The 26,582-nt window shown below is 42.0% G+C and carries 19 protein-coding genes; 13 read left to right on the top strand and 6 right to left on the bottom strand.

What is annotated here, in order from left to right; translation table 11 throughout:
* Positions 1-153: 153 nt before the first annotated feature.
* Positions 154-1,632 carry an energy transducer TonB gene (locus V7S75_RS11125; protein WP_459513920.1) on the top strand — a complete coding sequence of 493 codons (1,479 nt, stop codon included), beginning with the start codon at positions 154-156 and terminating at the stop codon, positions 1,630-1,632.
* Between the two features lie 216 nt (positions 1,633-1,848).
* On the opposite strand, the gene dnaJ is transcribed toward V7S75_RS11125, so the two are convergent.
* Both dnaJ and V7S75_RS11115 read right to left on the bottom strand, forming a co-directional pair.
* Positions 1,849-3,009 carry a molecular chaperone DnaJ gene (gene dnaJ, locus V7S75_RS11120; protein ID WP_459513918.1) on the bottom strand — a complete coding sequence of 387 codons (1,161 nt, stop codon included), beginning with the start codon at positions 3,007-3,009 and terminating at the stop codon, positions 1,849-1,851.
* Between the two features lie 7 nt (positions 3,010-3,016).
* Complete coding sequence (locus V7S75_RS11115; RefSeq protein WP_459513917.1) at positions 3,017-3,538, bottom strand: nucleotide exchange factor GrpE; 522 nt, start codon at positions 3,536-3,538, stop codon at positions 3,017-3,019.
* A gap of 101 nt (positions 3,539-3,639) precedes the next feature.
* Between V7S75_RS11115 and queG the strand changes: the two genes are divergently transcribed.
* On the top strand, positions 3,640-4,578 hold the full coding sequence (gene queG, locus V7S75_RS11110; protein ID WP_459513915.1) for a tRNA epoxyqueuosine(34) reductase QueG: 939 nt from the start codon (positions 3,640-3,642) through the stop codon (positions 4,576-4,578).
* A gap of 30 nt (positions 4,579-4,608) precedes the next feature.
* Here the strand turns inward: queG and V7S75_RS11105 are convergent, their stop codons facing one another.
* Entirely contained in the window at positions 4,609-5,637 is a 1,029-nt protein-coding gene (locus V7S75_RS11105) for a GntR family transcriptional regulator (RefSeq protein WP_459513913.1), read from the bottom strand.
* A 213-nt stretch (positions 5,638-5,850) separates the two neighbouring features.
* Between V7S75_RS11105 and V7S75_RS11100 the strand changes: the two genes are divergently transcribed.
* Genes V7S75_RS11100 through V7S75_RS11090 form a run of 3 tightly spaced genes read left to right on the top strand, consistent with a single transcriptional unit; the run spans position 5,851 to position 11,414 of the window.
* Positions 5,851-9,921: a hybrid sensor histidine kinase/response regulator transcription factor gene (locus V7S75_RS11100; RefSeq protein ID WP_459513911.1), complete on the top strand. Its 4,071-nt coding sequence runs from the start codon at positions 5,851-5,853 to the stop codon at positions 9,919-9,921.
* Positions 9,908-10,876, top strand: a complete 969-nt coding sequence (locus V7S75_RS11095; RefSeq protein ID WP_459513910.1) for a zinc dependent phospholipase C family protein — start codon at positions 9,908-9,910, stop codon at positions 10,874-10,876. Before V7S75_RS11100 ends, V7S75_RS11095 begins: the two co-directional genes overlap by 14 nt.
* Position 10,877: 1 nt before the next feature.
* On the top strand, positions 10,878-11,414 hold the full coding sequence (locus V7S75_RS11090; RefSeq protein ID WP_459513908.1) for a metallophosphoesterase family protein: 537 nt from the start codon (positions 10,878-10,880) through the stop codon (positions 11,412-11,414).
* Positions 11,415-11,452: 38 nt separating this feature from the next.
* Here V7S75_RS11090 and mnmA read toward each other — a convergent pair whose 3' ends face one another.
* On the bottom strand, positions 11,453-12,601 hold the full coding sequence (gene mnmA, locus V7S75_RS11085) for a tRNA 2-thiouridine(34) synthase MnmA (protein WP_459513907.1): 1,149 nt from the start codon (positions 12,599-12,601) through the stop codon (positions 11,453-11,455).
* 102 nt (positions 12,602-12,703) lie between these two features.
* Between mnmA and V7S75_RS11080 the strand changes: the two genes are divergently transcribed.
* The 3 genes from V7S75_RS11080 to hemF are packed head-to-tail and all read left to right on the top strand — an operon-like array spanning position 12,704 to position 16,802.
* Positions 12,704-13,294: an N-(5'-phosphoribosyl)anthranilate isomerase gene (locus V7S75_RS11080; protein WP_459513906.1), complete on the top strand. Its 591-nt coding sequence runs from the start codon at positions 12,704-12,706 to the stop codon at positions 13,292-13,294.
* A gap of 3 nt (positions 13,295-13,297) precedes the next feature.
* Positions 13,298-15,916 carry a transglycosylase domain-containing protein gene (locus V7S75_RS11075; RefSeq protein WP_459513905.1) on the top strand — a complete coding sequence of 873 codons (2,619 nt, stop codon included), beginning with the start codon at positions 13,298-13,300 and terminating at the stop codon, positions 15,914-15,916.
* Position 15,917: 1 nt separating this feature from the next.
* On the top strand, positions 15,918-16,802 hold the full coding sequence (hemF, locus tag V7S75_RS11070) for an oxygen-dependent coproporphyrinogen oxidase (RefSeq protein ID WP_459513903.1): 885 nt from the start codon (positions 15,918-15,920) through the stop codon (positions 16,800-16,802).
* Positions 16,803-16,837: 35 nt separating this feature from the next.
* Here hemF and V7S75_RS11065 read toward each other — a convergent pair whose 3' ends face one another.
* Positions 16,838-17,239: a hypothetical protein gene (locus V7S75_RS11065; protein WP_377976420.1), complete on the bottom strand. Its 402-nt coding sequence runs from the start codon at positions 17,237-17,239 to the stop codon at positions 16,838-16,840.
* A 39-nt stretch (positions 17,240-17,278) separates the two neighbouring features.
* Positions 17,279-18,325: an o-succinylbenzoate synthase gene (locus V7S75_RS11060; protein ID WP_459513901.1), complete on the bottom strand. Its 1,047-nt coding sequence runs from the start codon at positions 18,323-18,325 to the stop codon at positions 17,279-17,281.
* 51 nt (positions 18,326-18,376) lie between these two features.
* Between V7S75_RS11060 and lpxK the strand changes: the two genes are divergently transcribed.
* Genes lpxK through V7S75_RS11035 form a run of 5 tightly spaced genes read left to right on the top strand, consistent with a single transcriptional unit; the run spans position 18,377 to position 26,555 of the window.
* Positions 18,377-19,375 (top strand): tetraacyldisaccharide 4'-kinase, encoded by a 999-nt coding sequence (gene lpxK, locus V7S75_RS11055; protein ID WP_459513899.1) that lies wholly within the window; start codon positions 18,377-18,379, stop codon positions 19,373-19,375.
* A 30-nt stretch (positions 19,376-19,405) separates the two neighbouring features.
* Positions 19,406-21,370 (top strand): putative porin, encoded by a 1,965-nt coding sequence (locus V7S75_RS11050; RefSeq protein ID WP_459513898.1) that lies wholly within the window; start codon positions 19,406-19,408, stop codon positions 21,368-21,370.
* A 40-nt stretch (positions 21,371-21,410) separates the two neighbouring features.
* The gene (locus V7S75_RS11045; RefSeq protein WP_459513896.1) at positions 21,411-21,923 is read left to right on the top strand and encodes a gluconate 2-dehydrogenase subunit 3 family protein; all 513 of its coding nucleotides are present in this window, start codon (positions 21,411-21,413) and stop codon (positions 21,921-21,923) included.
* Positions 21,924-21,926: 3 nt separating this feature from the next.
* On the top strand, positions 21,927-23,636 hold the full coding sequence (locus tag V7S75_RS11040; protein ID WP_459513895.1) for a GMC oxidoreductase: 1,710 nt from the start codon (positions 21,927-21,929) through the stop codon (positions 23,634-23,636).
* Between the two features lie 3 nt (positions 23,637-23,639).
* Positions 23,640-26,555 carry a PD-(D/E)XK nuclease family protein gene (locus tag V7S75_RS11035; RefSeq protein WP_459513893.1) on the top strand — a complete coding sequence of 972 codons (2,916 nt, stop codon included), beginning with the start codon at positions 23,640-23,642 and terminating at the stop codon, positions 26,553-26,555.
* The last annotated feature ends 27 nt before the right edge of the window (positions 26,556-26,582 follow it).

Genomic DNA, 26,582 nt, shown 5'->3' with positions numbered 1-26,582 from the left:
TAGTTATTAAGCGGTCGTATTTCAGATGATTTGACTGAAGTTTAATTTATACCATGAGATTAAAAAGTATTAATTTTGAAATTGTTCGTCTTTAAATTATTTATTTCTTAGCCCAAGTATTTTCTTTATAATTAGTTACTCTAAATGAATAAGATGAAAAAGCTATTATTAATATCATCTTTAGTTGGATGCTTTATTGGGCTCTCTTTAACTAGTGGAGCATATGCTGGTCCAGTTGACTTCAAACAAATAATTGGCACTCATGTACCAGTTTTTTCCAAACCGAATATCATTCGGAAGATTCATGTTGGCAATAATAATATTGATAATCAGTATTATAATGGGATTGTATATTTAGATGGAAATAATAAAAAATATCCTGTTGCTCGTTCAAAGAATTTACAATTATTTCCTTTGGAAATGCTTACTGATGAGATTGTTTATTGTGTCAATAGACCTCGAAAAAATGCACCAAATCAAGAGGAGTATTATTTAGTTCATGTCAACGTCGTTTCAAAATATGATGAAATATCTTTAATACCTATTGAGCTAAGCTTTTCAAATGCTGAATTGATTTCATTATTATCGAATTTTAATCCCATTTCTACTAGCCAATTGAATTGTTTTTTCGGTGGATTATTAAATCAATCTTCTGGAAATTATTATTGGTATGATGAGTTTCAAAAACAGGATTATATTCAAAATGTTATCAATCAATTAAGTCAGAATAAATATCAACCAGTCAATCAATACAAAGAATATTATGTGACTTTTCGAGGTAAATTAAGCGAATATGATTTTCAAACTAGTAGTTTTTTAATTCGTTCTTTTGATTTAATTGACTTTTCTCCTTCGTTAACCTACATGCCATTTGATGTTTATTTTGAAATTAATGGTAGTCGGGTAGAAATTAAAAGTAGATTTTTTGGATCAACTAGTGAACAACCAATTACAGTTGAAGAATTCATATCTAAGTCTAAACTTGGTTCAATTAACTATAAAATTGAACCAAATTTAGCGAGAAGTCTTGTCAGTAGCTTAAAAGGTGACCGTGAAGTTAATGTGAAGTTAGTGTTGAAAAATAGTATTTCAGGAAATAAAGATGGTTTAAATTGCTCAAATGAAGATGGAATATCAAATAGGATTAAATTTCAAGTACAATCCATGAAGGTTGAACCCGCAATCTCGGGTGCTAGTGTTGAATCTTTTGAAGTTAAAATATCTACCGAATTAGAAGCCTTGCTGAATAATCAAATTATCACTACTAAATTGACTAATTCCAGCAATAGCCACTTATCGACTAATTCAGATGATGAATTATTTACCGCCGTTGAACAGCAAGCTGAATTTCCTGGAGGACCACGCGCCTTTGGGTCTTATTTACAGAAAAATTTACGTCTTCCTTCTGCTGCACAACGTGCAAATGTTGGAGGAAAAGTATATGTGCAATTTGTCGTAAATACGGATGGAACTGCTCAAGACTTTCAAGTTTTGAAATCTGTTGGTTTTGGTTGTGATGAAGAAGCTGTAAGAGTTCTTAAATCAGTTCCTAGATGGACTCCTGGAAAGCAATCTGGTCGGCCTGTTCGTTCTAGATTCACTCAGCCTATTACCTTTGTTTTGTCTGAGTAGAGTATAAAAGGATTTAAGGGAAGCTTTTTGTTAAATTGTGTTGATTTAGAATATTACCTAGTGTTATGAATATTTGATTTATCGAATGAAATTCGTTTTTAGACTTTGGTTTTCCTGAATGTTTTGAAAAATTGGCAAAAAAAAGACGCGAAGTATCGCGTCTCTACAAGCTTCCTAACGTCTAACGTCCAACGTCTAACGTCTAACGTCTAAGGTCTACGAAAACATATCCCTCACCTTATGAAAGAACCCTTTCTCTGATTTACCCGGCTGCGGTGCAAAGTTTTCCGAATCGCGTAATTTTTCTAATAATTCGCGCTCCTCTTTGTTGACTTGTTTAGGTGTCCAGATATTGACATGAACTAATTGATCACCGATCGAATATCCATTCAATTCTTTGATTCCCTTACCTTTTAAGCGTAGAATTTTTCCTCCCTGTGTGCCGGCTTCTAACGTGATTTTCGCTTTTCCACCGATGGTCGGTACTTCCACTGAAGTTCCCAATGCCGCGTCCACAAAACTCACGTATAAATCGTAAATGACATTGTTTCCGTCGCGATGCAATACTTCATGTGCTTCTTCCTCTATAACGATCAACAGGTCGCCCGCTACGCCACCACGTGGGGGAACGTTTCCTTTGCCCGACATAGACAATTGCATATCATTCGAAACACCTGCTGGGATTTTGATTGGGATGATTTCCTCTTCTAAAACACGTCCCTCTCCGAAACATGCATCACATTTAGCCCCTACACTCTTTCCTTCACCCGAACAAGTAGGGCAGGTAGAGGAAGTAACCATTTGGCCCAACATGGTTTGTTGGACACGTTTTACCTGACCCGATCCCTGGCAAGTGCCACAAGTCTTTAAATCCGTTCCGTTTTTCGAACCATTGCCCGAACAAACTTTACACGCCACATGGCGCTTTACTTTGATTTTCTTTTCTACGCCGTTTGCGATTTCTTCCAAGTTCAATTTCAACTTGATGCGCAAATCGGTTCCTTTCCGCTGACGACGTCCGCCTCGACCTCCTCCGCCAAAGAAACTGCCAAATGGACTATCATCTCCACCGCCGAATATATCGCCAAACTGAGAGAAAATATCGTCCATGTTCATGCCTTGGCCTCCGAATCCACCGCCAGCTGCTCCGCCCATACCTGCATGACCAAAACGATCATACTGCGCTTTCTTTTGGCTATTGCTTAATACCTCGTATGCTTCCGCCGCCTCCTTGAACTTCTCCTCAGATTCTTTATCGTCCGGGTTCTTATCTGGATGGTATTTAACGGCCAACTTCCGGTAAGCCTTTTTGATTTCTTCTTCGCTTGCCGACTTCGCTACACCTAATACCTCGTAATAATCTCTTTTTTGAGCCATTGTTTGATTAATTTCCTACCACCACTTTTGCAAAGCGAATGACTTTTTCGTTTAATGTATATCCTTTTTCCAATACGTCTAATACCTTGCCTTTATCCTCCTCAGAAGGTGCTGGGTATTGCGTGATGCAATCATGAAAATCAGCATTGAAAACCTCTCCCAAAGCTGGCAATTCTTTCAATCCCTTGCTTTGAAGCGTGTTTAAAATTCCTTTGAAAATCAGTTGAATCCCTTCTGAAATCTCTCCCTCAGGCGCATTCGCTAAGGCACGCTCGTAATTATCGATGCTAGGCAACAAATCGGTGATTAAACCAGATGCGGCCGTTTGCAATAATTCGATACGTTCTTTGGCTTTATTTTTTCTGAAATTCTCGAAATCTGCATATAATAGCAGGTATTTCTTTTTCATTTCTTCCAACTCGTCCGGCGCCGCTTGTTCTTCTGTTGTTGATTCCGCTGTCTGCGCTTCCGCTGTTGGATCTATCTTCGTTTCGTCTACTTCCGGCTGTTCGTTCTCTTTCTTTTTCATAAGGCAAAATTAATACGGATTTTGGCTACGCAAATCATAGACCAAAAACTATTTTCTGACAGTTTGGCATAAATTCCCATACCTTCGTAATTTTATGGCACATGAATCAGACAGCTTCGACCCATTCTCAAGTCATTAAGCGATTAGCCCAACAACACGGCTTTGCTTTTTGTGGCATATCCAAGGCTGATTTTTTAGAGGCTGAAGCCCCGCATTTAGAGAACTGGTTAAACCAACACATGCATGGGGAAATGGCTTACATGGCGAATCACTTCGATAAACGTTTAGATCCTCGTTTGTTGGTTGATGGCGCCCAAACGGTCGTTTCTTTGGTCTATAATTATTTTCCATCGACCCAATTTCAACCTCTGTCGGATTCCTTTAAAGTTTCCAAATATGCATTGGGTGAAGATTATCACCGGGTGATCAAGGACAAAATGCAGGTACTTTGGGATGATTTGCAAAATGAATTGGGTGAAATAAATGGGCGGATGTTCGTCGACTCAGCGCCTGTATTGGAAAAGGCCTGGGCAAAAATGTCAGGCATTGGTTGGGTAGGTAAAAATGCTAACCTGATTATTCCCAAACAGGGGAGTTTCTATTTTATTGCCGAGTTAATCATCGATTTACCTGCTGTGCCAGATGGTCCGATTCGGGATTTTTGTGGAACCTGCACCCGATGCATCGATGCCTGTCCCACGGAAGCTATCACGCCCTATGTGGTCGATGGATCGAAATGCATCTCCTATTTCACGATTGAATTAAAAGAAAACCTTCCCATCGAACTGAACAAAGGCTTTGAGGACTGGATTTTTGGTTGTGATATCTGTCAGGATGTTTGTCCGTGGAACCGACATGCCAAAGCCCATTCGGAGTCGCGTTTTGAGCCCTTGCCCGAAATGCTTGGCTTATCCAAAAGCGATTGGGAGGATATGTCGGAGGAATTGTTTAAAAACCTATTTCGCTATTCAGCGATCAGTCGGACGAAACTAGGCGGCATTCGCCGCAACATTGCCCATGCAAAAAAAATGAGGCCATGAATATCATGACCCCTTTTTGCAAATTAAACCCTAAAGTGATTTTCTTGGGATGAATTGTAGCGCGAGTTCATGGCTACCCTTATCGTTTTCGTTGATGAGTTGTGCGGCCATTTCGCCCATCCGAATCGGCTGATTCGATAAGACGGAAATGCCTCCCACCAATATTTCTTTGAAATGCGAATCATTGAATGCAATGAGCCCCACTTGTTGGCCTATCTCTAAGTTGTTTGCTTCTGCGTATTTGATGGCCCGAACCAAATCCTGATCGTCCAAAGTGAAATAAATCACACCTGCACGAACATCTTCCGTTTCGAGGCCATCTAATACTTGGAAATCCAATCCATGGGTTTCGCAGAATTCACTACATCCATTAATCAGCGCCGGGTCGAAATAATCCTCCTCCGAAACAACCAAATTAAATGAATGGTACTTATTAAACAGGTTTAGTTGGTTTTCTAATAAAGCGATTAATTGCTCTTTCGGTTGCGTCACGATACTCGCGTGTGCATGCGAAATGCTATTAAAGTTTTGGTCCAAAAGAATCAATCGGTCACCCGAAATCTTTTTGAGACATTTGATATTCTCCTCTTCTTCCTCAATCAAATGCGGCATAATCACATAATAATGGTAATTACCCAATTGCTGAGACATGATCTCCTGAAATTGACTCGTCTTGTATTGATAGGTGTAAATGTCCACCATCACATTTTTCCCCAAGGATTCACAGAAAGAATCAAACACGACTTTGTTCGTATTTGTAATCTTACCTACCAAAAACAAAACTTTGGTTTTCGTTTTGACTTTGGCATCTGAAATAAAATATCCCTTCCGGAAAATAGATGTGATGACACCCATTTTGTGCAATTCCGTGTAAGCGCGTTCGACGGTGTCACGTGATAAATAACATTCTTCCGATGCCTCATTGATCGAAGGCAATCGTTCACCTGGTTTCAACTCACCCATCTCGATGTCGCGCAACAACGAATTGATGAGTTGTTGGTATTTTGGCAACTTATTGTCGGCATTCTTCGCCGAAAATGAAATAAATGTCTTAACCATTTGCTTACAAGAATTAAACGGATTGATTCGATGTTCAAAGCTTGATACAAATCTACAGGCTGGCTCGTGGAAGGATTGGGACAAATCTTACAAATACATGGATATATCTTGCAAAAGGGGCCATATGAAATGCTTGTGCAAGGATTTTATTCTGAATAGACCACATAAATCCGCAAGGACTCTATGAATATTTTTCTATTTTAGCTATTCGAAATGAAATATCAGCTTATCCGTTTCTTGTTATTGTTTAGTCTGAGCCTTCCAGGTTTCAGTCAGGCAACGCAGCGTTTTGAACGTTTGAGTACGGTTTCCGGGCTATCACAGAGTACGATCAATAAAATCATTCAGGACCGACGGGGATTTTTGTGGTTCGCCACAGCGGATGGTTTGAATCGATATGATGGGCATTCCTTTGTTATTTATCGGCATGATCCGGGGGACGCGAACACCTTAAGTGGAAGTGATATTTCGACACTTTTGGAAGATCAAGAAGGAAATTTATGGGTTGCTGCGCGTAGTTCTGGATTAAATAAAATTAATCTAAAGACCGGGGAAATTACCCGATTTACGCATGGGCCGAAAGGCATCGATTTCTCTTCCTTGACGATTTCTTCTTTATTGGCCGTAGGGAAGAATCGGATATATGCCTCTGTCAATGGATTGGGTTTATTGGTGTTTGATTCACAAAAAAATGTCTTTTTGCCCAAAGAATCCGAACTGAAAAATCCCTTACTCAAAGAAATTGTTAGATTGTACAAGCATTCGAATGGCTCGATTTGGATGGGGACTAGAACGGGCCAATTAATATCTTTTGTAAGCAATCATAATTATATTCCGTTTGATTTTTCCGGAAAAAGCAATGCCACAAATTTTCGGGTTCGTGCATTGTTTGAAGCTCAAAATGGGGATATGTTGGTTGGGACCGAAGGTAAAGGTTTATTCCGATTTAATCCGCAAAACCAGCAATTTCAAAATGTTTTCTACCAGGAAAGTGAACCGCTTAGTCGGCAAAATATCATCACTTCGCTCGTACGAGATGCATTGGGGAATCTTTGGATTGGGACAGATAATGGGGTTTATACATTAAAGGGGGAGGATTTTAAACATCCCAAACACATTCCTTCAAATCCTGATCCTGATTTAGGGATTACTTCGTTTTCTGTCATGAGTATGTTCACGGATTCCAATCGGAATACGTGGATAGGGACGTGGGAGGCAGGTTTGAATATCAGTTTTTTTCAGAGGTCACGCTTTTCTGTGTTACGCTATAAGCCCAATACGTTTCAAGGTTTATTAAGCAATAAAGTTACTTCGCTGAGTGCTGGTGAAGATCGAGGTGTGTGGGTCGGGAGTAATGTGGGCTTGTCTTATTTTGAACATAAGTCGGGCAAAGTGGAACACATGATCAATCAGGCGGTGGTGAACAAGCTCAATGTCACTTCCGGATTTGACGTGAATTTACTTCAAGCGATGCCGGATGGTTCTGTTTGGGTATGTGCCTGGGGTAAGGGTTTATTTCATTTTACTCCGCCGAATGATTTGAAGGCCTATCCATTTCGATTGGACGAAACGGGCATGAAATGGACTAGTTTGTTGATGGATCAAAACCGACTGCTATTGGGTTCGCAGGCCAAAGGGATTTTCGCTTTTGATTTGATAAAAAAGAACTTTTACAATCCTTTTGGCGAATTCAGTTCTCAGGAACTGAAAAACAAAAATATTAATACGATACTAAAGAGTTCGAATAGTCAAATTTGGGTGGGGACAACCATGCATGGCGTGTTTATTTATGATTTAAACAGCCACAAATTGCAGCATTTGGTTCGAACAAATTCGTCAAATAGTTTAAAATACAATCACATTACCTGTATTAAAGAAGATCGCCAACATCGCATTTGGGTGCTGACGAATGGAGGCGGCTTGCATTTATATCAAGGAGAAGGAAAAGGTTTTCGCGTATTCACGGTGGCGGATGGACTGGGTAGCAATACGCTCCGCGGGATGGAGGAAGATAAGAAAGGCGATTTATGGTTTACTACGAATGGGGGTATTTCCAAAATGGACGCGAAAACGTTCAAATTTGTCAATTATGATGATGCCGATGGACTTCAAGGAAAAGAATTCATCATTACGGCACATGCGAAAAATAATCAAGGATGGCTATTTTTTGGTGGGGTTAATGGATTGAACTATTTAAAATCGGATAGTTTGCGGATGCGTTTAGATGTCCCGAATGTCTATTTAACAGGTTTAAAAATTTTCAATAAAACGGTTCAGGTGGGCGAGGAGAATTCACCTTTGACGGAGGATTTGCCAGATTTGAAAACCTTAGTTTTGCAACCTGATCAATCTGTTTTTAGCTTGGATTTTGTGGCTTTGGAATACCAAAGACCTAAAAATAACCGATATGCCTATTATTTAGAAGGCTTTGATAAGGAATGGAATTTTGTGGGGACGCAACGGACGGCGACATATACCAACTTAAGTCCAGGTTCTTATGTCTTTAAAGTGAAGGCCACGAATTCAGATGGAGTTTGGGGTGAAAACCCGTTGGAACTGCGTATCGAGGTATTACCACCTTGGTATCGAACGTGGTGGGCCTATCTGCTGTATGCAATAGCTTTGGGTGCTATTATCTATGGTTTTATGCGGGAGATTCAAATTCGAGAGGCATTTAAGACGGATATACGTCTGAAGGAAATTGAGAAGGAGCGAATTCGAGAATTAGAACAAATAAAGACTTCGTTTTTCACGAATATATCGCATGAGCTGCGTACGCCTTTGACGCTCATCATTAGCCCGATCGAAAAGTATTTTTTGAAAAATACAACGATGCCAAAGGAGCAGGTAGGCCGCTTGCAATCCATCCATCAGAATGCACAGAAATTATTACGCTTGATCAATCAATTGCTAGATTTGTCGAAGATTGAGGCTGGGAAGCAGCATCCAGTCATTGCGAAACATGACATGATTTCGCAGTTGACACACATCCTGCAAGGTTTTGAGAGCTATGCGCAGCAAAAACAAATTAAGCTTCGTTACGATTTTCCTGTTGATTCGCTTTGGGTTTATTACGATGCAGATATTCTTGAAAAATGTTTGAGTAATTTGCTTTCGAATGCTTTTAAGCACACGGCTGAAGATGGTAAGATTGGGGTAGAATTGGAATTGGAACAGGTTTTTGTTGGCACGCAATCGCATGTTCGTAAAGTTACCTTGCGAGTACTCGATACCGGTCGAGGAATTTCGGAAGCGCATTTGCCGCATGTCTTTGATCGTTTTTATCAAATTCCGGATGCCGTTCAGGTAGTAGGTACGGGAGTAGGTTTATCATTATGTAAGGAATTGATGTTGTTGCATCGCGGCGATATTCAGGTCAAAAGTAAACTGGGAGAAGGCAGTGCTTTTATCCTGCATTTTCCAGTAGAATTGGAGGCATTTGATCAATCTTGGGTACAAGCAGCAGGTCAACAAAAAGCTCCTGCGCAAGAATTACCAAGTTTATCCGCAATTGAAAAAGAAAAACCCATCTTATTGGTCGTGGATGATCATGCGGAAATGCGAGAATTCATTGGGGGAATATTTGATACCCGTTTTCAAGTTATTTATGCGGATCGGGGAGAGGATGGCTTGGAAAAGGCAAATACCTATTTGCCAGATTTGGTGATCACCGATTGGATGATGCCCGGTATGAGTGGGATTAATTTGTGTCGGGCCCTACGTCAAAACCCAAAAACGAATCACATTCCGATCGTAATTTTGACATCGAAAAGCTCTCAAGAAAGCCAAATAGAAGGTATGCAATCTGGTGCGGATGACTTTGTTAGTAAGCCATTTAACGCGGATATCCTTGAAATACGGGTTAATACCTTGTTGGAAGCGAAAGACCGTCTCCGCAACAATTGGCAGAAACAAATGATCCAGCAGGAATTAAGCGAGGGGAAAATGCCTATTTTTGAGGATGCATTTTTGGTGAAAGCAACTCAGCTCATCATTGATCATTTAAGTGATCCGGAATTTGATGTCGAAGACCTTGAAAAAGGCCTTGATATGAGTAAAATGCAGTTATATCGGAAGTTGAAGAATCTAACCTCCCTTGCCGGAAACGAGTTTATTCGTTCGATACGTTTGCAACAGGCTAAAGTTTTATTAGAAGCAGGTAGCTTGAACATTTCAGAAGTAGCATACCATGTTGGGTTTAATGACCCGGCCTATTTTACAAGAGCATTTAAAAAACAATATGGCCGAACGCCAAAATCCCTTATCAACCATGAAAAAAATTAGTGTATTCGTCCTGATTATTTGTGCCTCTTGGGGCTTTTTAGCGCATAAAACCTTACAGCAGATTTCGATATATCAATTACCCGATGAATTGGCTGGCTATTTTTATGCGAATCAGGAATACTTAGTCCAACAATCCATTCGTCCGGATGTGAGACGTAAGGATGATAAACAAGAAGATGCGAAGCATTATTTGGATTTGGATGCGCCGATTTTTGGGACGGATTATAAGACATCAATCCCACATGATTTCAACAAGGCCATTGCCAAATATGGTTTGGACAGCTTGCGCAAAGAAGGATTAGTCCCTTGGGAAGTAGTTCGAGTATTTGGTCGCTTAGTTGAGGCGTTTAAAGCTGAAAAGCGTGATTCTGTTCTCTTTTATGCGGCGGATTTAGGTCATTATGTGGCAGATGCACACGTACCTCTACATACGACGCGTAACCATGATGGACAGTTGACTGGCCAAAAAGGCATGCACGTCCTTTGGGAAAGTTTAGTACCCGAAGCGCAATTACAGGGATATGCCTTGAATCAAGTAGCTGGCGTTCAGTACATTGCTAAGCCGCAAGATTTCATCTTTCATATTTTGTTGGAATCGCATGCGATGTTACCAGCCATGTTTGCTGCTGAAAAAGAAGTGCGTGCTGCTTTGGGTGAGGAGGGATCTTTTGAGATGGTGGAAAAATACGGTCGGAAGCAGCGGTATTATACCAAAGCCTTTATCCAAGCCTATGGTGCAAAATTAGGCGCTTCGATTCCTGATCGTATGCTATTAGCTTCTTCGCGTGTTGCCTCTTTTTGGTATTCGGCTTGGAAAGATGCGGGTTCACCGGCCTGGGTGAAACAAGATGCGCAGGTGGTAAATGCCTTGAATCAAGAGAAGGTGATTTGGAAGAAAAATGAATTGATTAGCGCGGGTCGTCTGATTTCCTTGCAAAATAAACGCGCGGAATAACATGGTTAAGGTTTTGTTACTTTCGGATACGCATAGTTATTTGGATCCTCGTTTAGATGAACATTTGAAAGAATGTGACCAGATTTGGCATGGGGGCGATTGGGGTTCGGTTGAATTAGCCGATAAATTAGCGGCTTACGGAAAGCCCATCGCAGGAGTTTATGGGAACATCGATGACCGGACGATTCGCAACATGTATCCCAAAATCAAGCGTTTTCGGGTGGAGGATGTGACCGTTGCGATGACGCACATCGCAGGTGCCCCTTCTAATTACAAACCGGATGCATTGGAGGCATTTTCCATGGGATTACCCATGATTTTCGTCTGTGGACATTCGCATATATTACAAGTAAAAAGGGATGCGAAGCGTAATAATATGCTTTTTTTGAATCCGGGGGCAGCGGGCCAACATGGCTTTCACCCGGAACAAACGGCACTCCGATTTAAGATTGATGGTTCCCGGATATTTGACATGGAAGTCATTCAAATGCCGCGGATAAAGGTAAAATTAACGCCTGAAGAAGCAAAACTGCTATGACTCCGGCAGCGTGATTCCACGCCGCTGCGTTCTTCAATTTACGCTTTATTCACTTCAAAAGACTGATAATTTTCAAAGACCGAGCCTTTCTGATACGATTTCAGGATCCATCCACCCCCCACAACATCGTTTCCTTCATAGAAAACAGCTGCCTGACCGGGTGCAATGCCACTTACGGCATCATGGAAGTCGACCTTTATTTTATCAGCAAACTGATGAATGATCGCATCTGTTCCAGCATCTTTATAGCGCACCTTCGTTAAGGTTTCCAATCCTTCTGAAGGAATCTCTGCGTATTTCTGCATATTTAACTGGCCTACCCACATACCCGTCCGATTTAAATCCTCGATTTGACCGATGACCACTTCATTCGTTTCCTTACGGATTTCAATCACATAAGCTGGGAATCCAAATGCCTTACCCAAACCTTTCCGTTGGCCTACTGTATAAAATGGATATCCCTCATGCTTCCCAATGACCTTTCCGGCAACATCCACGAAATTTCCGCCAGCAACTTGTTCCTCTAATTCCGGCAAGCGACGCTTCAAGAATCCACGGTAATCATTGTCGGGGACGAAACAGATTTCATAGCTTTCCGACTTATTCACTAAATCCACAAAACCTCGTTCCGTTGCCATCTCACGAATACGCGCTTTGGTTAATCCACCCAAAGGCAAAATGGTCCGTGCTAAACTCGATTGCGAAACGCCCCAAAGGACATAACTTTGATCTTTTAAGGTGTCTACGCCTTTGGAAATAACGTAGCGGCCGTTTTCTTGACGAATCTGTGCATAGTGGCCCGTTGCGATGAATTCACAGCCTAATTGGTCGGCGCGACGAAGCAATGCGTCCCATTTGATATGCGTATTGCACATAACGCAGGGGTTGGGTGTCCGACCGTCCACGTATTCCTGCGTGAAATAGTCAATGACTGAATCACCGAATTCCTCGCGAATGTCTAAGATATAATGTGGGAAGCCCAACGATACCGCTATGTGGCGGGCATCATTGATGGAATCCAAGGAACAACAACCTGTTTCCTTTTTATCACCCCCTGAACTGGCATAGTCCCAGGTTTTCATGGTCATCCCGATGACCTCATATCCTTGTTCGTGTAACAAAACAGCTGCGACCGAGCTGTCGATTCCGCCGCTCATCGCGACCAATACTCTTCCTTTTGATTCCATATTCTATTACAGGTTCAAGGCCTGCCGAAAATTTCCTGCAAGTTAGGATATATTTTCCTGAAAGCGTAGTTTTGTTCTCGCGTCTAAGCATGAAATAACCCTATGTTAAAAACACAAGTTAAAGTTTCGTCGATTACCAATCTGTCCGATGCGCGCTACTGCGCCGGCATGGGAGTCGATTTATTAGGTTTTCCTATTCAAGAAATTTCCCTCGAAAAATTCACTGAAATTCGAAATTGGTTAGCTGGTGTTGAGATTGTAGGCGAGTTTTCTACACACGATGCTGAAGAAATTAAGGCCAAAGTAGCTGAATATCAACCTGATTATCTTGAAATCGATACTAAGGTGAATTTGGTTGCGATTCAAGATATAGCGATTCCTAAAATTTTACGCGTAAACATCGATACGGATAATTTGCCAGCCGTTTTTGCGGCATCGGCTCCGTATGTGACGCAATTCTTATTGGTAGGCGATAGTCCAAATTCCTTGGATGGCATGGAAGGTTCCGTGGAGATTTGGTCGGCGCAATACCCGATTATTGTGGGGCTTGAAATCCCTGAGGCCGATTTAGAAGAATGGATTGATCAAAGTTCCATCAGAGGAATTGGTCTGGTGGCAGGCGATGAAGATCGTCCGGGATTTCGGGATTTTACCGATTTAATGAATATCTTAGAGAAATTAGAAACAGAATAAACGATGTTCCAAAAGATTCAACAGTATTATTCGCTTATTACATCCAAGCTTAAACAAGGGCTTTTTTTCCTTTGGAGCTTGTTATTAATGGGTGTTCAAAAGCTTTTGGGGCAGAAGCAATATGGCCGTTTAGATGCCGTTTGCAATCAAGCTATTGCTTATTACGATTCCCAGCGCGCAAAACTACAAGCTTATTATGATGCGCGGGTAGATAAAAATTCACCCTATTATAAACCGATTGTTCGCTTATGGCGCATTGCTGGTAAAACGGTTTTTTATGTCTTGGTCTATTTATTTGTGATTGAGACGAATATCTTTTGGTTGACCGGCCAAATGCCAAGTGTCGACGACCTTCAAAATCCAAAATTATCCCAAGCGTCCGAAATTTATTCAGCGGATGGAGTGCTGTTAGGCAAGTATTTCGCGGAGAATCGCACGCCGATTCGTGATTATAAATTGATTTCACCTTATTTAGTAAAGGCCTTGGTTGCAACGGAAGATTCCCGTTTTTACGAACATACGGGGATTGACTTTCAGGCTTGGGCGGGTGTTGCCGTGGGCATTGTAAAAGGGGGTGATCGCGGGGGTGGAAGTACAATTTCCCAACAACTTGCTAAGAACTTATTCAAAACGCGTACGAAGAAAAGCTTCACGAAAACGGGGCTTTTGGGCTACATTCCGGGTTTAAATAAATTGATTTACAAGACCAAAGAATGGGTTACAGCAATCAAATTAGAGCGTTTTTATACGAAGGATGAGATTATTCTTTGGTATTTGAATACGGTGGATTATGGCAATAATGCCTACGGGATTAAAGTGGCAGCGAAGACCTATTTCAATACCTCACCAGATAGTCTGAATATTCAGGAGGCAGCTATTTTAGTCGGTTTACAGAAAGCAACGACAACTTACAATCCGAAGCGATATGATGGAAAGCCTTTGGCTGAAAATAAGGCATGGAAGCGTCGGAATGTGGTTTTATCTCAAATGGTCAAAGCGGGTTATTTGAAGCAAAATGAATATGATTCTTTAGCTCCATTACCTATCGTTTTACATGAGAACCAAGAATCACCTTACGATGGCACGGGAAATTATTTCAAAGTAGCCGTGGCGAAATTCATTCAGGATTGGGCGAAGGCGAATGACATGGAAATTGATTTGTATCGGGATGGTTTGAAAATCACGACGACCATCGATTCGCGTTTACAAATGCATGCCGAAGAGGCTGTGGAGCAAGGAATGCGTAGCACGCAAAAATCCTTTGATAATCACTGGACAGGGCAAAATCCATGGGTGGATGAAACGGGAAAAGAGATTCCAGGTTTCATCGATTCGGTTGCAAAACGGACTGAATATTACAAGGCTTTGGTTCGTCGTTATCCGAATAATCCGGATTCGGTTTGGTATCAAATGAAGCATGTGAAGCGGAAAATGTGGGTGTATTCACGTAATACGCTCGGGGAAGAGGAGCAAACGATGAGTGCGATTGATTCGATTAATTATTATAAGCGATTCCTTCAAGCAGGTATGATGACCATGGATCCATATACGGGTCACATCAAAGCCTGGGTAGGCGGTTTGGACTTTAAATACTTCAAATACGATCACGTTAAGCAAAGTAAACGACAAGCTGGATCTACCTTCAAGCCTTTCGTTTATACGGCTGCGATAGATGGTCCGCGGGATTTGTCACCTTGTTTTACGGTCGAAGATTCGCCTTATTCCTTGGAGATTGAGGAGAATGGAGAGAAAAAGATTTGGTCGCCACACAATGCGGATGGTACCTTTTCGTATAGTTTGATGCCATTGAAGCGGGCATTAGCCAAGTCGGTAAATACTGTCACGGCGCGTTTAACCAATGAATTTGTAGGCCCGGATACCGTTGCCTATTATGCCAAAAAGATGGGGATTAAAAGTCCTTTGAAACCCGTGGCTTCCATTGGTTTAGGTTCGATCGACGTATCGCTGTATGAGATGATTGGGGCATATTCTGCTTTTGTGAATGAAGGAATTCATGTGGAGCCAATGATCATTACGGAGATAAAGGATCAAAATGGCAAGGTATTGGTCAACTTTGAGCCACAAGCTGAACGGGTAATCAAAAAGGAATCTGCCCAATTGATGCACTATATGTTGGAAGGTGTCATTCACGAAGGTGGAACGGCAAGTTCCTTATTGTGGGGCGATGGCGCTGTGTTATTGCCAGAAGGTAATAATCGTTATGCGCATAATTTTGCAGGTAAAACGGGGACGACATCTAATCACTCTGACGGTTGGTTCATCGGAATGACCCAAAACCTCATTTCAGGCGTCTGGGTTGGTGGCGATGATCGCTCGATTCACTTCCGATCGGGTGCATTGGGAGAGGGGTCTAAAACTGCCATGCCGATATACAAACGCTTTATGATCAAGGTGGTCAATGATCCTTTGTTGGCCATGTACAAACCAACGCCTTTTGATAAATTAGATAAACGCGTGGTTAAGAAAGATTTCGATTGTGGAGGAGGAACGAGCATTTTGCCGGATTCCTTGCAGGTGTCGGATTCTGAGTTAGATTCATTGAATGCCTTGATGGGTGAACCTGAAACGCAATCGGATTCGAGCACCTCATCCCCTAATTAGTATGAATAAAGAGCAAATTGAAGCGTATTTCCGTGATCTACAGGATCGGATTTGTGCGGGAATCGAAGCAGCGGATGGAACAGGTAAATTCCGTGAGGATCTTTGGTCGCGTCCTGAAGGGGGTGGCGGAAGAACCCGACTGATCGAAGGAGGTGCTATCTTAGAAAAAGCAGGTGTGAATTTCTCAGCCGTTTCCGGGCCATTGCATCCTAAAATGGTCACGAGTTTGAATGTGACGGAAGAGGTTGAATTCTTCGCGACAGGCGTTTCGATCGTGATGCATCCGATCAATGCTTGGGTTCCGATCATCCACATGAATGTGCGTTATTTTGAATTGAGCAATGGTCAATCGTGGTTTGGTGGTGGCATTGATTTAACGCCACATATCATTATTCCGGAACAAGCGAAATGGTTTCACCAACAAGTGAAGGCATCTTGTGATGGTTTTGGTCCTGATGTTTATGCCAAATACAAGACTTGGGCGGATGATTATTTCTTCAATACACACCGCAATGAAACGCGCGGCATTGGGGGGATTTTCTTTGATTATTTGAAAGAAGATAAAGCTAAAACCTTTGATTTTGTGAAGTCGGTAGGAGAATCTTTTGTTCCTATTTATAGCCATTTGATGAAGGAAAACGCATCCAAAGCGGTTTTTGAGCAGGAGCGTAATTTCCAATTATTGCGTCGGGGTCGTTATGTGGAATTCAATCTTGTTCACGATCGCGGGACGAAATTTGGATTAGAAACGAATGGTCGGACGGAATCGATCTTAATGAGCTTGCCACCTTTGGCGGCTTGGGAATATATGTATGATGCCTCGGGGTATCCGGAAGGCCAACAAACCTTGGATTTACTGAAAAAGGGAATTGATTGGTTGGCATAAAAAAAGGTGAGGATTTTGTTCCTCACCTTTTTTGTTTATTTCGATTCTTCCCAGACGATTTCGAGTCCTTTGGGAGTCATGAGTAGCACGCGGGTAGGCGAGGGTAACAATACCAAACGGGCTGCTGCCGCTGGGTCTTCGATCCACTCTACTTCGACACCTTCTTTTTTGCTGATTTCGACTTCACCGTCCGCTGTTTCTACAAATTTCTTTGCTAAATAAGCCGTAGGCAATAATACATCTGATTCTGGGCAATGTTTCAAGTGAACTTTTTCAAGGATTTCCTCTAATTGGTCACCATATTTCTCATTGAAATCATCTTCTAAATCATGTAGCAATTCCTCTACGTCATCGTAATTTTCGTCGGAATAAGACAATTTACTCAATTTCAATCGTTGCTCTAAGATGGCAATCATCGCCTCGTCAATCGTATTCATGCGGATATATTAAATTTTTGCTGAACAAAGATAGGAGTTTTAGTCAAAAGGCGTGGCTCTTGGATGCCCCGATTTTTGAAAAATATTACCTTGTTGGATATAAAGTCCACTTTCAAAATTATTCGTGTACAATTGGCCCGTTCCCAAACCTTGCGGTAATGGATTATTGAACTCCGCGGTAAATTGCGCAATCGCTTGCAGGCCAATGTTCGATTCCAAGGCAGACGTAATCCACCAAGCGATTCCTTGTGCTTCAGCAGCTGCGATCCAAAGCCTTGTTGCATGAAAACCGCCCAATAAACTTGGTTTTAGAATGATGTATGGCGGTTTTATTGCTTGTAGTAATTCCTCCCGCTGTTCCTCACCGATCAATTCTTCATCCAACGCAATGGGCAAGATGTTTTGGGCACATAAATCATGCATCGCTTCCCATTGGCCCGCGCGAATAGGTTGTTCGATGGAATGTAAGTCAAATTGAGCTAAACGTTCCAGTTTTTCTGCAGCTTCCGAAACGGCAAAGGCGCCATTGGCATCTACACGGATGCTTAGGTCAGAAGCAGAATAACGAGCACGTATTTCTTGAAGTATCTCGATTTCTTGGTCAAAATCAATGGCTCCAATTTTCAATTTCAGGCAATTATAACCAGCTGCTAATTTGGCATCAATTTGCTCGCGCATGAACGAAGGATTTCCCATCCAGATCAATCCATTGATTGGAATAAGTGCTTCCTGCGTAGAAAAGGAATTGTTGAAATATCGTCCATGTCCACCTTGCATCCAATCCAATAAGGCCATTTCCATAGCCATACGCAAGGAGGGGAACGTGAAAGGTATGTTTTCCAGATATGCTGGAATTTCAGCGGTGGAATGGGGTAATTCAGGTAATTGATCAATAATCTTTTGAAATGAAGCCGTGCAATCTTCCTCAAATTCTGGACTTAAGCCGCGCAGGGGACCTGCTTCGCCGATACCCCTGCGTCCATCTTGTTTGATACGAATAAAATAACTCGTCTTCTGTGTTAGAATACCGCGGGATGTTCCTGCCTCGAAATGGAAATTGAGTGTGTGGGATTTCAATTGAATCATGCCCGCAAGTTATTATTTTCTATTGATTTGTTTATTTAGTAGTTTTAAGGAATGATAAAACGCTTGCTTTTTTATTTATTATCGGAGTTATATGGCCTGATTACTTCCTGCCGGAATTGGTTGTATGATCACAAGTATTTCGAAAGCAAGCATGTAGATCAACCGAAAACAATCATAATCGGTAACCTCGCCGTAGGCGGCACAGGAAAGAGTCCATTTGTGGCTTATTTAGTTCAGCATTGGCCTTTTCAGGAACGTTTGGGGATATTGAGTCGGGGCTATGGGCGTAAAACCAAAGGCTTTCGTATAGTGGAATCTAGCTCCAAAGCATCTGAAGTGGGCGATGAACCTTTGGCTTATAAACAACTCATGCCGGAAATCACCGTAGCCGTTTGTGAAAAACGAGTTGTGGGGGTAGAAAAATTGCAACAGGATATAGATACCTTGTTTTTAGATGATGCCTTTCAGCATCGTGCGATCCAAGGGGATGTGAATTTACTTTGTACGACTTACGATAAGCCTTTTTTTACGGATAAATTAATGCCTTTGGGGAGATTGCGAGAGTCGATTGCGGGCGTTCAGCGCGCGCAGGCTATCATCGTTAATCGTTGTCCAGCAACTTTAGCTGAGGCTAAACAAACAGCTTTTGAATCCTTTGGTCTGCCTGTTTTTTATACGCGAGTGGCCTATGGAAATCCAATAGGTTCTGATACTTCTTCGATCAAAAAATGGCACCTCGTGGCAGGAATTGCGGATCCAATGCCTTTTTTCAAACAGGCCAAAAGTTTAGGTGATATCATTAATCAGGAGTCTTACGCTGATCATTATGCCTTTCAAACGGCCGATTTTCAGTATTGGGAATACATAGCGAAGCAATGCCAAGACGATACGGGTATCTTGACAACGCACAAGGATTTTATGCGTTTCCAAGAACATTTGGAGGATTATCCACATTTGGCAGCACACTTATATTACTTACCCATGCAAATGGAATTTGTGTCACATGAAGCGGAATTTTGGACTTGGTTAAAGCAAAGCCTTAAGCGCTAAACATTATTTAATTACCTTTGCGCTGTGAAAATGCGGTCGATTTACCCTCTTATTGTTTTTCTGTTGCTAGCCTTGCAGGGGTTTAGTCAAATTACCAATGGGCAAATGGGTGCTTATGATCCTGCCAATGCCGGTTTCCCGGATCCGAAAACACAGAAGAAAGGTGGCCAACAAACTTCGAATAAATCGGGCAGAGCTGCCTTGGATGATTCGACCAAACAAATCTATGGCCCGCAAACCGTGCATTATTTCTTGGAATCGGATGCTGTAAATAGTGAAGTGGTTCAACGCCGTATTGATACAACGTTGACACTATTGCATCGCTACTTATTTCAAGAACGGGATGGCTTTTTATCTGCGAATTTAGGGAATCAAGGAACAGCCTATCGGGATATTTTCACCAAGGCTCCTAAGGTTATTGGTACCCAAATGGGCTATAATGCCTATGTGCCTTATGCTTTCCAGGCAGATCAAATCCGTTATTATCAAACCAAATCGCCCTATTCGGATGTAACCTATAATCTGGGTGCAGGCGGTCAAACTAATTTGAATTTTGCCTTTGCACGAAATGTGGATTCATTGTGGAATGTGGGGCTTGAAATCCAACGATTAGTTGCTGATAAGAATTTAACAGATGCCGCGTTTAAATCGGGGGATCAGAGTTTAACCGGCCAATGGGGCGTTTTATTGCATACCAATTTTACTTCGCGGAATAAGCGCTATCGATTATTGGGTCACATCAATTATTTTGACCAAGGAACAAATGACCAAGGGGGAATTAAATTAACGACGGGGCAAACACCTGCCGCCGCTTTAAAATACATCGATAACACAGCTTTATTGACGGACTCCAAAACGCAGTCCAACGACCAGTTTCTGAAACTACACCTTTACCATGAGTTTGTTGGATTTAAAGGTTTGCAATTATTTCAACGCTTGGATGTGGAAACGCGGAAGGTGAAATACAGGGATTTGGCTTTTCAGACGAATTTAGCTTCTGGATTTTATCCTCGAACTTATATCAATTACATTCAAGCGCCGGCGAGTGATTCGCTTTACAATGAAAATCAATGGCGTTCATATAGTCACCAAACGGGTATTAAGGGGATTTACCGACAGTTTACCTACCGCGCGCATGTCAAACAGCGGTACTGGTCGGTCTATAATCCTTTAAACACGACAACCTTGGATAAATTAGAAAATTATGTGGGTTTGTGGTTACGCCAACAAGTAGGTAAAAACCTTAATTTTCAGGCAGAAGGGGAGTATTTAATTGGGTCAGATTATTTGATGAAGGCTTCGTTGAGTTCGCCATGGTTTTGGGCAAATTACCAACGAACATCCGTGAGTCCAACTTTGGCCAATCAATGGATGTATAATACGTCGTATCGCTGGAAGAATGATTTTGCCAACATTGAGTTCGATCAATTAGCCGGTGGGATTGAAGTTAATACGAAGCATTTTTACGTGAAGCCATCGGTGACCATTCAGCGCATTGGTTCTTGGGTGTATTATGATAGTCTTGGAACAGCGACACAAGCTCGCGAGGCCATTGCCGTTTTTCGAACTTCAATTGCTTTGGGGGGTAATTTTGGTCGCTTCGAATGGCAATCGAATCTACATGCAAATACGCAAACGGGTCCTAATGTCATGCGTATGCCGAATTTAGTTGCGAATGCCAATTTAGCCTTGAATGTTCAATACAAGAAATTGCTTTATATGCAGTTTGGGATAGATGTGATTGGGCAGTCGGCATATTATGGAGATACGTACCAACCGGCCATTCAACAATATCACCTCCAAAATCGCTACGAATTACCGGCCTTTGTGCAGGTGGATCCTTATGTTTCTTTGCGAATTAATCGGGTTCGTTTGTTCTTTAAAATGGCGAATGCGACGCAAGGATTATTGACCGATAATTATTATTCGGCATATCTGTATCCTGCGATGAGTCGGGGCTTTGCTTATGGGGTAAAGTGGCTTTTATTTGATTAATTTTTGATAAGTTTGTAGGGTATTCAAAAACCTATCAAACATGAAAATGTCGAGTCGCCGTGTATGGTTAAAAGGGATGACATTAGCCGCCCTGGGAACCGTTGCCTATTATGATTTGTCGGCCAAATCCAAACCCAAACCCATTTCACTTTCATTAAGTCTTGCAGAGGATGAAGTGCTCAATCGCTGGATTGGTGGCATTATCCCTGAATCAACGGTTCCGGGAGCTGTCAGTTTAGGTGTTCCAGCCTTCGTTAAAACCATGTTAAAGGATTGTTACGATCCCAAAGCGCAGCAAACTTTTCGCGCCGTGTTGGGCCAAATTCCAAACTTATACAAAGGAGATTGGTCGCAAGCGAGTGGTCCTGCATTGGAAGCGTTCTTGTTTGAATTAGAACAAGGAAAACATGGTATCGATGCGCAAAAAGCAATGGCGACCTTGAAGGGTTTGACGATTCAAGGTTATGTGACGACTGAATATGTCATGGTAAATCATTTAAATTATCAGATGGCGCCCGGATTTTGGAATCCTTGCGTGCCGGTTAACAAATAAGCGATGGAAATTTTAAAACATGCAGAGAAGCGTACCTATGGTGCGATTGTAATCGGTTCGGGAATAGCAGGTGGATGGGCTGCCAAAGAATTTTGTGACAAAGGAATTAAAACCTTGGTGCTGGAAAGAGGCCGTAAGGTGACACATAATGAGGATTATCCTACGACGTTGATGAGTCCATGGGAATTTGAACATCGGGGGCGATTAACGCAAGAAGAAATCGCTGCCAATCCGATTGTGAGTAAATGCTATGCTTTTCGCGAAGATGCGAAGCATTTCATGGTGAAGGACGCGGAACATCCTTACGAACAAGACAAACCCTTCGATTGGATACGGGGCTATCAGGTGGGTGGCAAGTCCTTGCTTTGGGCGCGCCAGACCCAACGATGGTCCCAATTGGATTTTGATGGACCTGCGCGTGATGGTTTCGCGACGCCATGGCCTATTAATTACAAAGACATTGATCCTTGGTATTCCTACGTCGAGCATTTTGCTGGAATTTCAGGAAATAAAGATGGCTTAGATTCTTTGCCAGATGGCGATTTCTTGCCTGCTTATGAATTAACCTGCGTGGAAAAACATTTCCAAACGGAGATGAAAAAGCATTATAATGACCGACATGTAATTGTGGCTCGTTGTGCACATTTGTCGGAGCCACGTGAAATCCACTACCAACAAGGCCGTGGTCGTTGCATGAGTCGGAACTTATGTCAGCGCGGTTGTCCTTATGGAGGTTATTTCAGTTCAAATGCATCAACTTTGCCTTGGGCAGCCAAAACGGGTCATATGACCTTGCGTCCTGATTCGATTGTGGAATCCATCATTTACGATGAGCAAAAGGCTCGGGCCATTGGTGTTCGGGTGATCGATGCACATACGAATGAAATGGTTGAATATTATGCCAAAGTTATTTTTGTAACGGCCGCAGCTTTGAATACAAATGCCATTTTATTGAATTCGAAATCTCATCGTTTCCCGAATGGTTTGGGGAATGATAGCGGAGTATTAGGGAAATACGTGGCCTTTCATAATTACCGGGCTTCGCTTTCGGCGGAGTACGAAGGTTATTTGGATACGAAAACGGAAGGTTCTCGACCTACTTCGGGTTATGTACCACGTTTCCGTAATTTGTACAAGCAGGAGACGAACTTTTTACGCGGTTACGCGGCGGGAATGAGCGCGGGAAGAGGAACGCATGCCGATCAAAATTCGGTGGGTGAGAGTTTGAAACATTCGCTATTGAATCCGAAATTGAATACGAATTGGTACGCAGGTTCTCATATGATGGGAGAAACCATACCAAAGGAAAGCAATCAGGTTCGTTTGGACCCGGTTAAAAAAGATGCCCATGGATTGCCTATCATGCACATGGACGTTTCTTACGATGACAATGATGATAAAATGGTTCAAGATTTTATTGATCAGTTTTCGGAGATGTATCATAAAGCTGGATTTAAAAACATTCGTACAAGAGATAGCAAACAAGCACCCGGATTAGATATCCATGAGATGGGTGGCGTTCGTATGGGCGCAGATCCGAAGAATTCGATGTTGAATAAGTGGAATCAATTACACGCAGTGAAAAACGTATTTGTGACAGATGGGGCATGTATGACTTCTACGTCGACGCAAAATCCATCATTGACTTATATGGCTTTGACGGCGCGTGCGGTGGATTATGCCGTGAAAGAAATGAAAAAGGGGAATTTATAGGTAATGAAGACATTTTTAAGGAAGACGGCCGAGCATTTGTGGGCACAACATAGCATTGAAGAAATGCAGGAGATCGCGGTGGTGATGCCCTCACAGCGTGGTGTACTTTACCTTAAAAAAGAATTAGCCTATCTGAGTGATCGGCCGTTTTTAGCGCCCGACTTCATGACGATTGAGGAATTTGCCCTCAAAATGACGGATTCGACATTAATTGATCCAATAGAATTGTTATTTGAGGCGTATAATTGTTTTAAAGAAGTAGATCCTTTGGTGGATTTCGACCGATTTATGGGCTGGGGACAGATGATGTTGAAGGACTTTGATACGTTGGACATGTATCTAGTCGAGCCCTATCAGATTTTTTCTTTTCTGTCCGAAGTGAAGTCGTTGGAGCGCTGGGGAGCTGAATATGGTGAGGAAGATACGGGAAAATACATTACCCAACATACCAAGGCCTATTTCAAACTATATGACCATTTATTGGAAGTTTATGGCCGTTTGCAAGCTCGACTAAAAGACCGAGGATTAGCTTATCGAGGCATGGCCTATCGGGATTTAGCCGCTCGATTAGCCGCAAATGGAACTACGGCGAAGCAATACAAAAAAATCTATTTTGTGGGCTTTAATGCCCTGTCCAAAGGGGAGGAGGAGATTATTCGAGCCCTTTTGAAACAAGATATTGCCGAAACACTTTGGGATGCGGATGAGTATTATGTGAAGAATTCGTTTCACCGAGCGGGTAATTGGCTTCGTAATTATGCTGATGCAGGATCGAATAAGTATTTAGCAAAATCCAATTTCCAATGGATGGAGCAGCATTTTGCAAAAGATGCGAAAGAAGTCGAAGTTTTAGGCGTTGCCAATCCCAGTGCGCAGGTTTTTGTGGCGATGGAATTGATTCGTCAATGGCAGGCAGAATATGGTGCAGAGGAACAAGTGGCTTTAGTGTTAGGAGATGAAAGTCTTTTGGATCAGGTCTTATTGTTTGTGGGGGAATTTAAGGATCGATTGAATATTACGATGGGGTATTCGTTGAAGAAAACGCCCGTATTTTCTTTCATTACCTTATTGGGTGAAATTCATAAGCGTGCAGATGCGACGCGTATTCCTGTGGGACAGTTTCGCAATTTGATGCAACATGCGTTGATGCAATATTACTTGGACGGATGTTCAAAAAGCGCTTCGAAAGATTTAAATCGGGTTTGGCAGTCGTTAATGGGTACAACGGATTTGTATGTATCTATTGACGCGATACAAGGCTTAGTTGAGTTGCCGGTTTTAGCTCTTTTATTCAAATCGGGAACATTCCCTGAAATACTCAAATTGACTTCAGAAGCTTTTGGTCATATTCTGGAGGAAATGCCCAAAAAGGATTGGGGCGCTGATGCGCAAGCCTTGACGCAGGCTCGTCGGGTGATTGATAATTTAGCTGATGTGATCTCATTGGTTGATGAAGTTTCGGTTAAAATCGGTTTTAAGTTGTTGTTGAATTTGGTCCAACAGCAGAAATTGACCTTTGAGGTAGCGGAACAAAAGAATCGTACACTGCATGTGATGGGACTTTTGGAGACGCGAACCTTGGATTTTGATCGCGTGATTGTCCTGTCTTTGAATGAGGGAAGTTTGCCAGGAACGCGTAAACGGGAAAGTTTGATTCCTTTGGATATTGCGCAGATGAACACCTTTGATTTGCCTACGTTTACCCAAGCCGATGCGGTGACATCCTATCACTTTCATCGATTGTTGCAGAGGCCAAAACAGATCGAATTGATTTATGTGCAGCCTTCCGAAAAATCAAGTGTGAAGGAAATGAGTCGCTTTATCAAGCAATTACGTTTGGATTGGGTGAAACAAAATCCTGCTTTAAAATGGACTGAGCCACATGTGCGTTTTGATTTAGTTGAGCAGACAATTGGGAATTATGTCAATCGAATTGAAAAATCGGATACACTAATTGCGCAATTAAAGAACAATTTATCCTTGCGAGGTTTATCGCCTTCGGCCATGGCACAATTTGCGAATTGTAGCTTGCAATATTATTATAGCTATGTGTTGAATTTGCGCAAGGAGAAACAATACGAGGATGAATTGGGGGCTGATGTGTTTGGAACTTGGGTGCACAAAGTGCTTGAGAATGTAGATAAGGAGATTTTGGAATCGCATGCCGGATGGGTTGATCAAGCAGATGCGAAATGGCGAATAGATCATTTAGATGAATTGTTGGATCAGGCCATGGCACAAATTCAGGAACGTGAGGGTGTTTTCGAGATGGAAAAAGGCTTTAATTATGTGTTAAAGGAAGTTGCCAAAACAATTTTAACTAATTATTACAAAGCTGAGGTTCATTGGAATGCGGGCCGGGTTCAATTATTGGATACCGAAATGGATTTGGAAACATTGGTACCTGTGAACTTTGAAGGGGATGTGTTTTCTGTGAAGTTGAAGGGGCGAGTCGATCGATTGGATCGGGTTGATGGCAAGTATCGAATCATTGATTATAAGACAGGAAAAGTAGAAACGAAGGATTTGACGATAAGTACGCAAGGGTTGATGGCCGACTTGCTTTCGGCTGATTTGAAGGGTAAATTATTGCAATTGTGGTTGTATAAATTTTTATTAGCTGAAGCCGCTCGAACGCAATCGAATTCTTTGTTCTCGGGATTGGATTGGAAAAATATGTGGATAGAACCAGGAATCATTTCCTTTCGAAATTTGGATGCTGGCGTATTGTCGGTGCCTAAATTAGGACTGTGGTTTTCGGAGGAACAGAATATGGAAGGATTTATGGCTGATTCTACCCAATTGATCCAAGCGTGGGTAGATAAAATGATGGATCGATCGAAGCCCTTTGAAAAGACTTCGGATGTAGAATCATGCCAATTTTGTGATTTCAAAGTAATTTGTCATCGGGAGATTTAAGTGTTAGTTTTGTGTTTTAAAAGACAC

This window comes from Aquirufa sp. TARAVU-A1A (genome assembly GCF_054558675.1).
The sequence above is the reverse complement of the archived record's forward strand: the minus strand, read 5'-3'. Positions and strand labels throughout refer to the sequence as shown.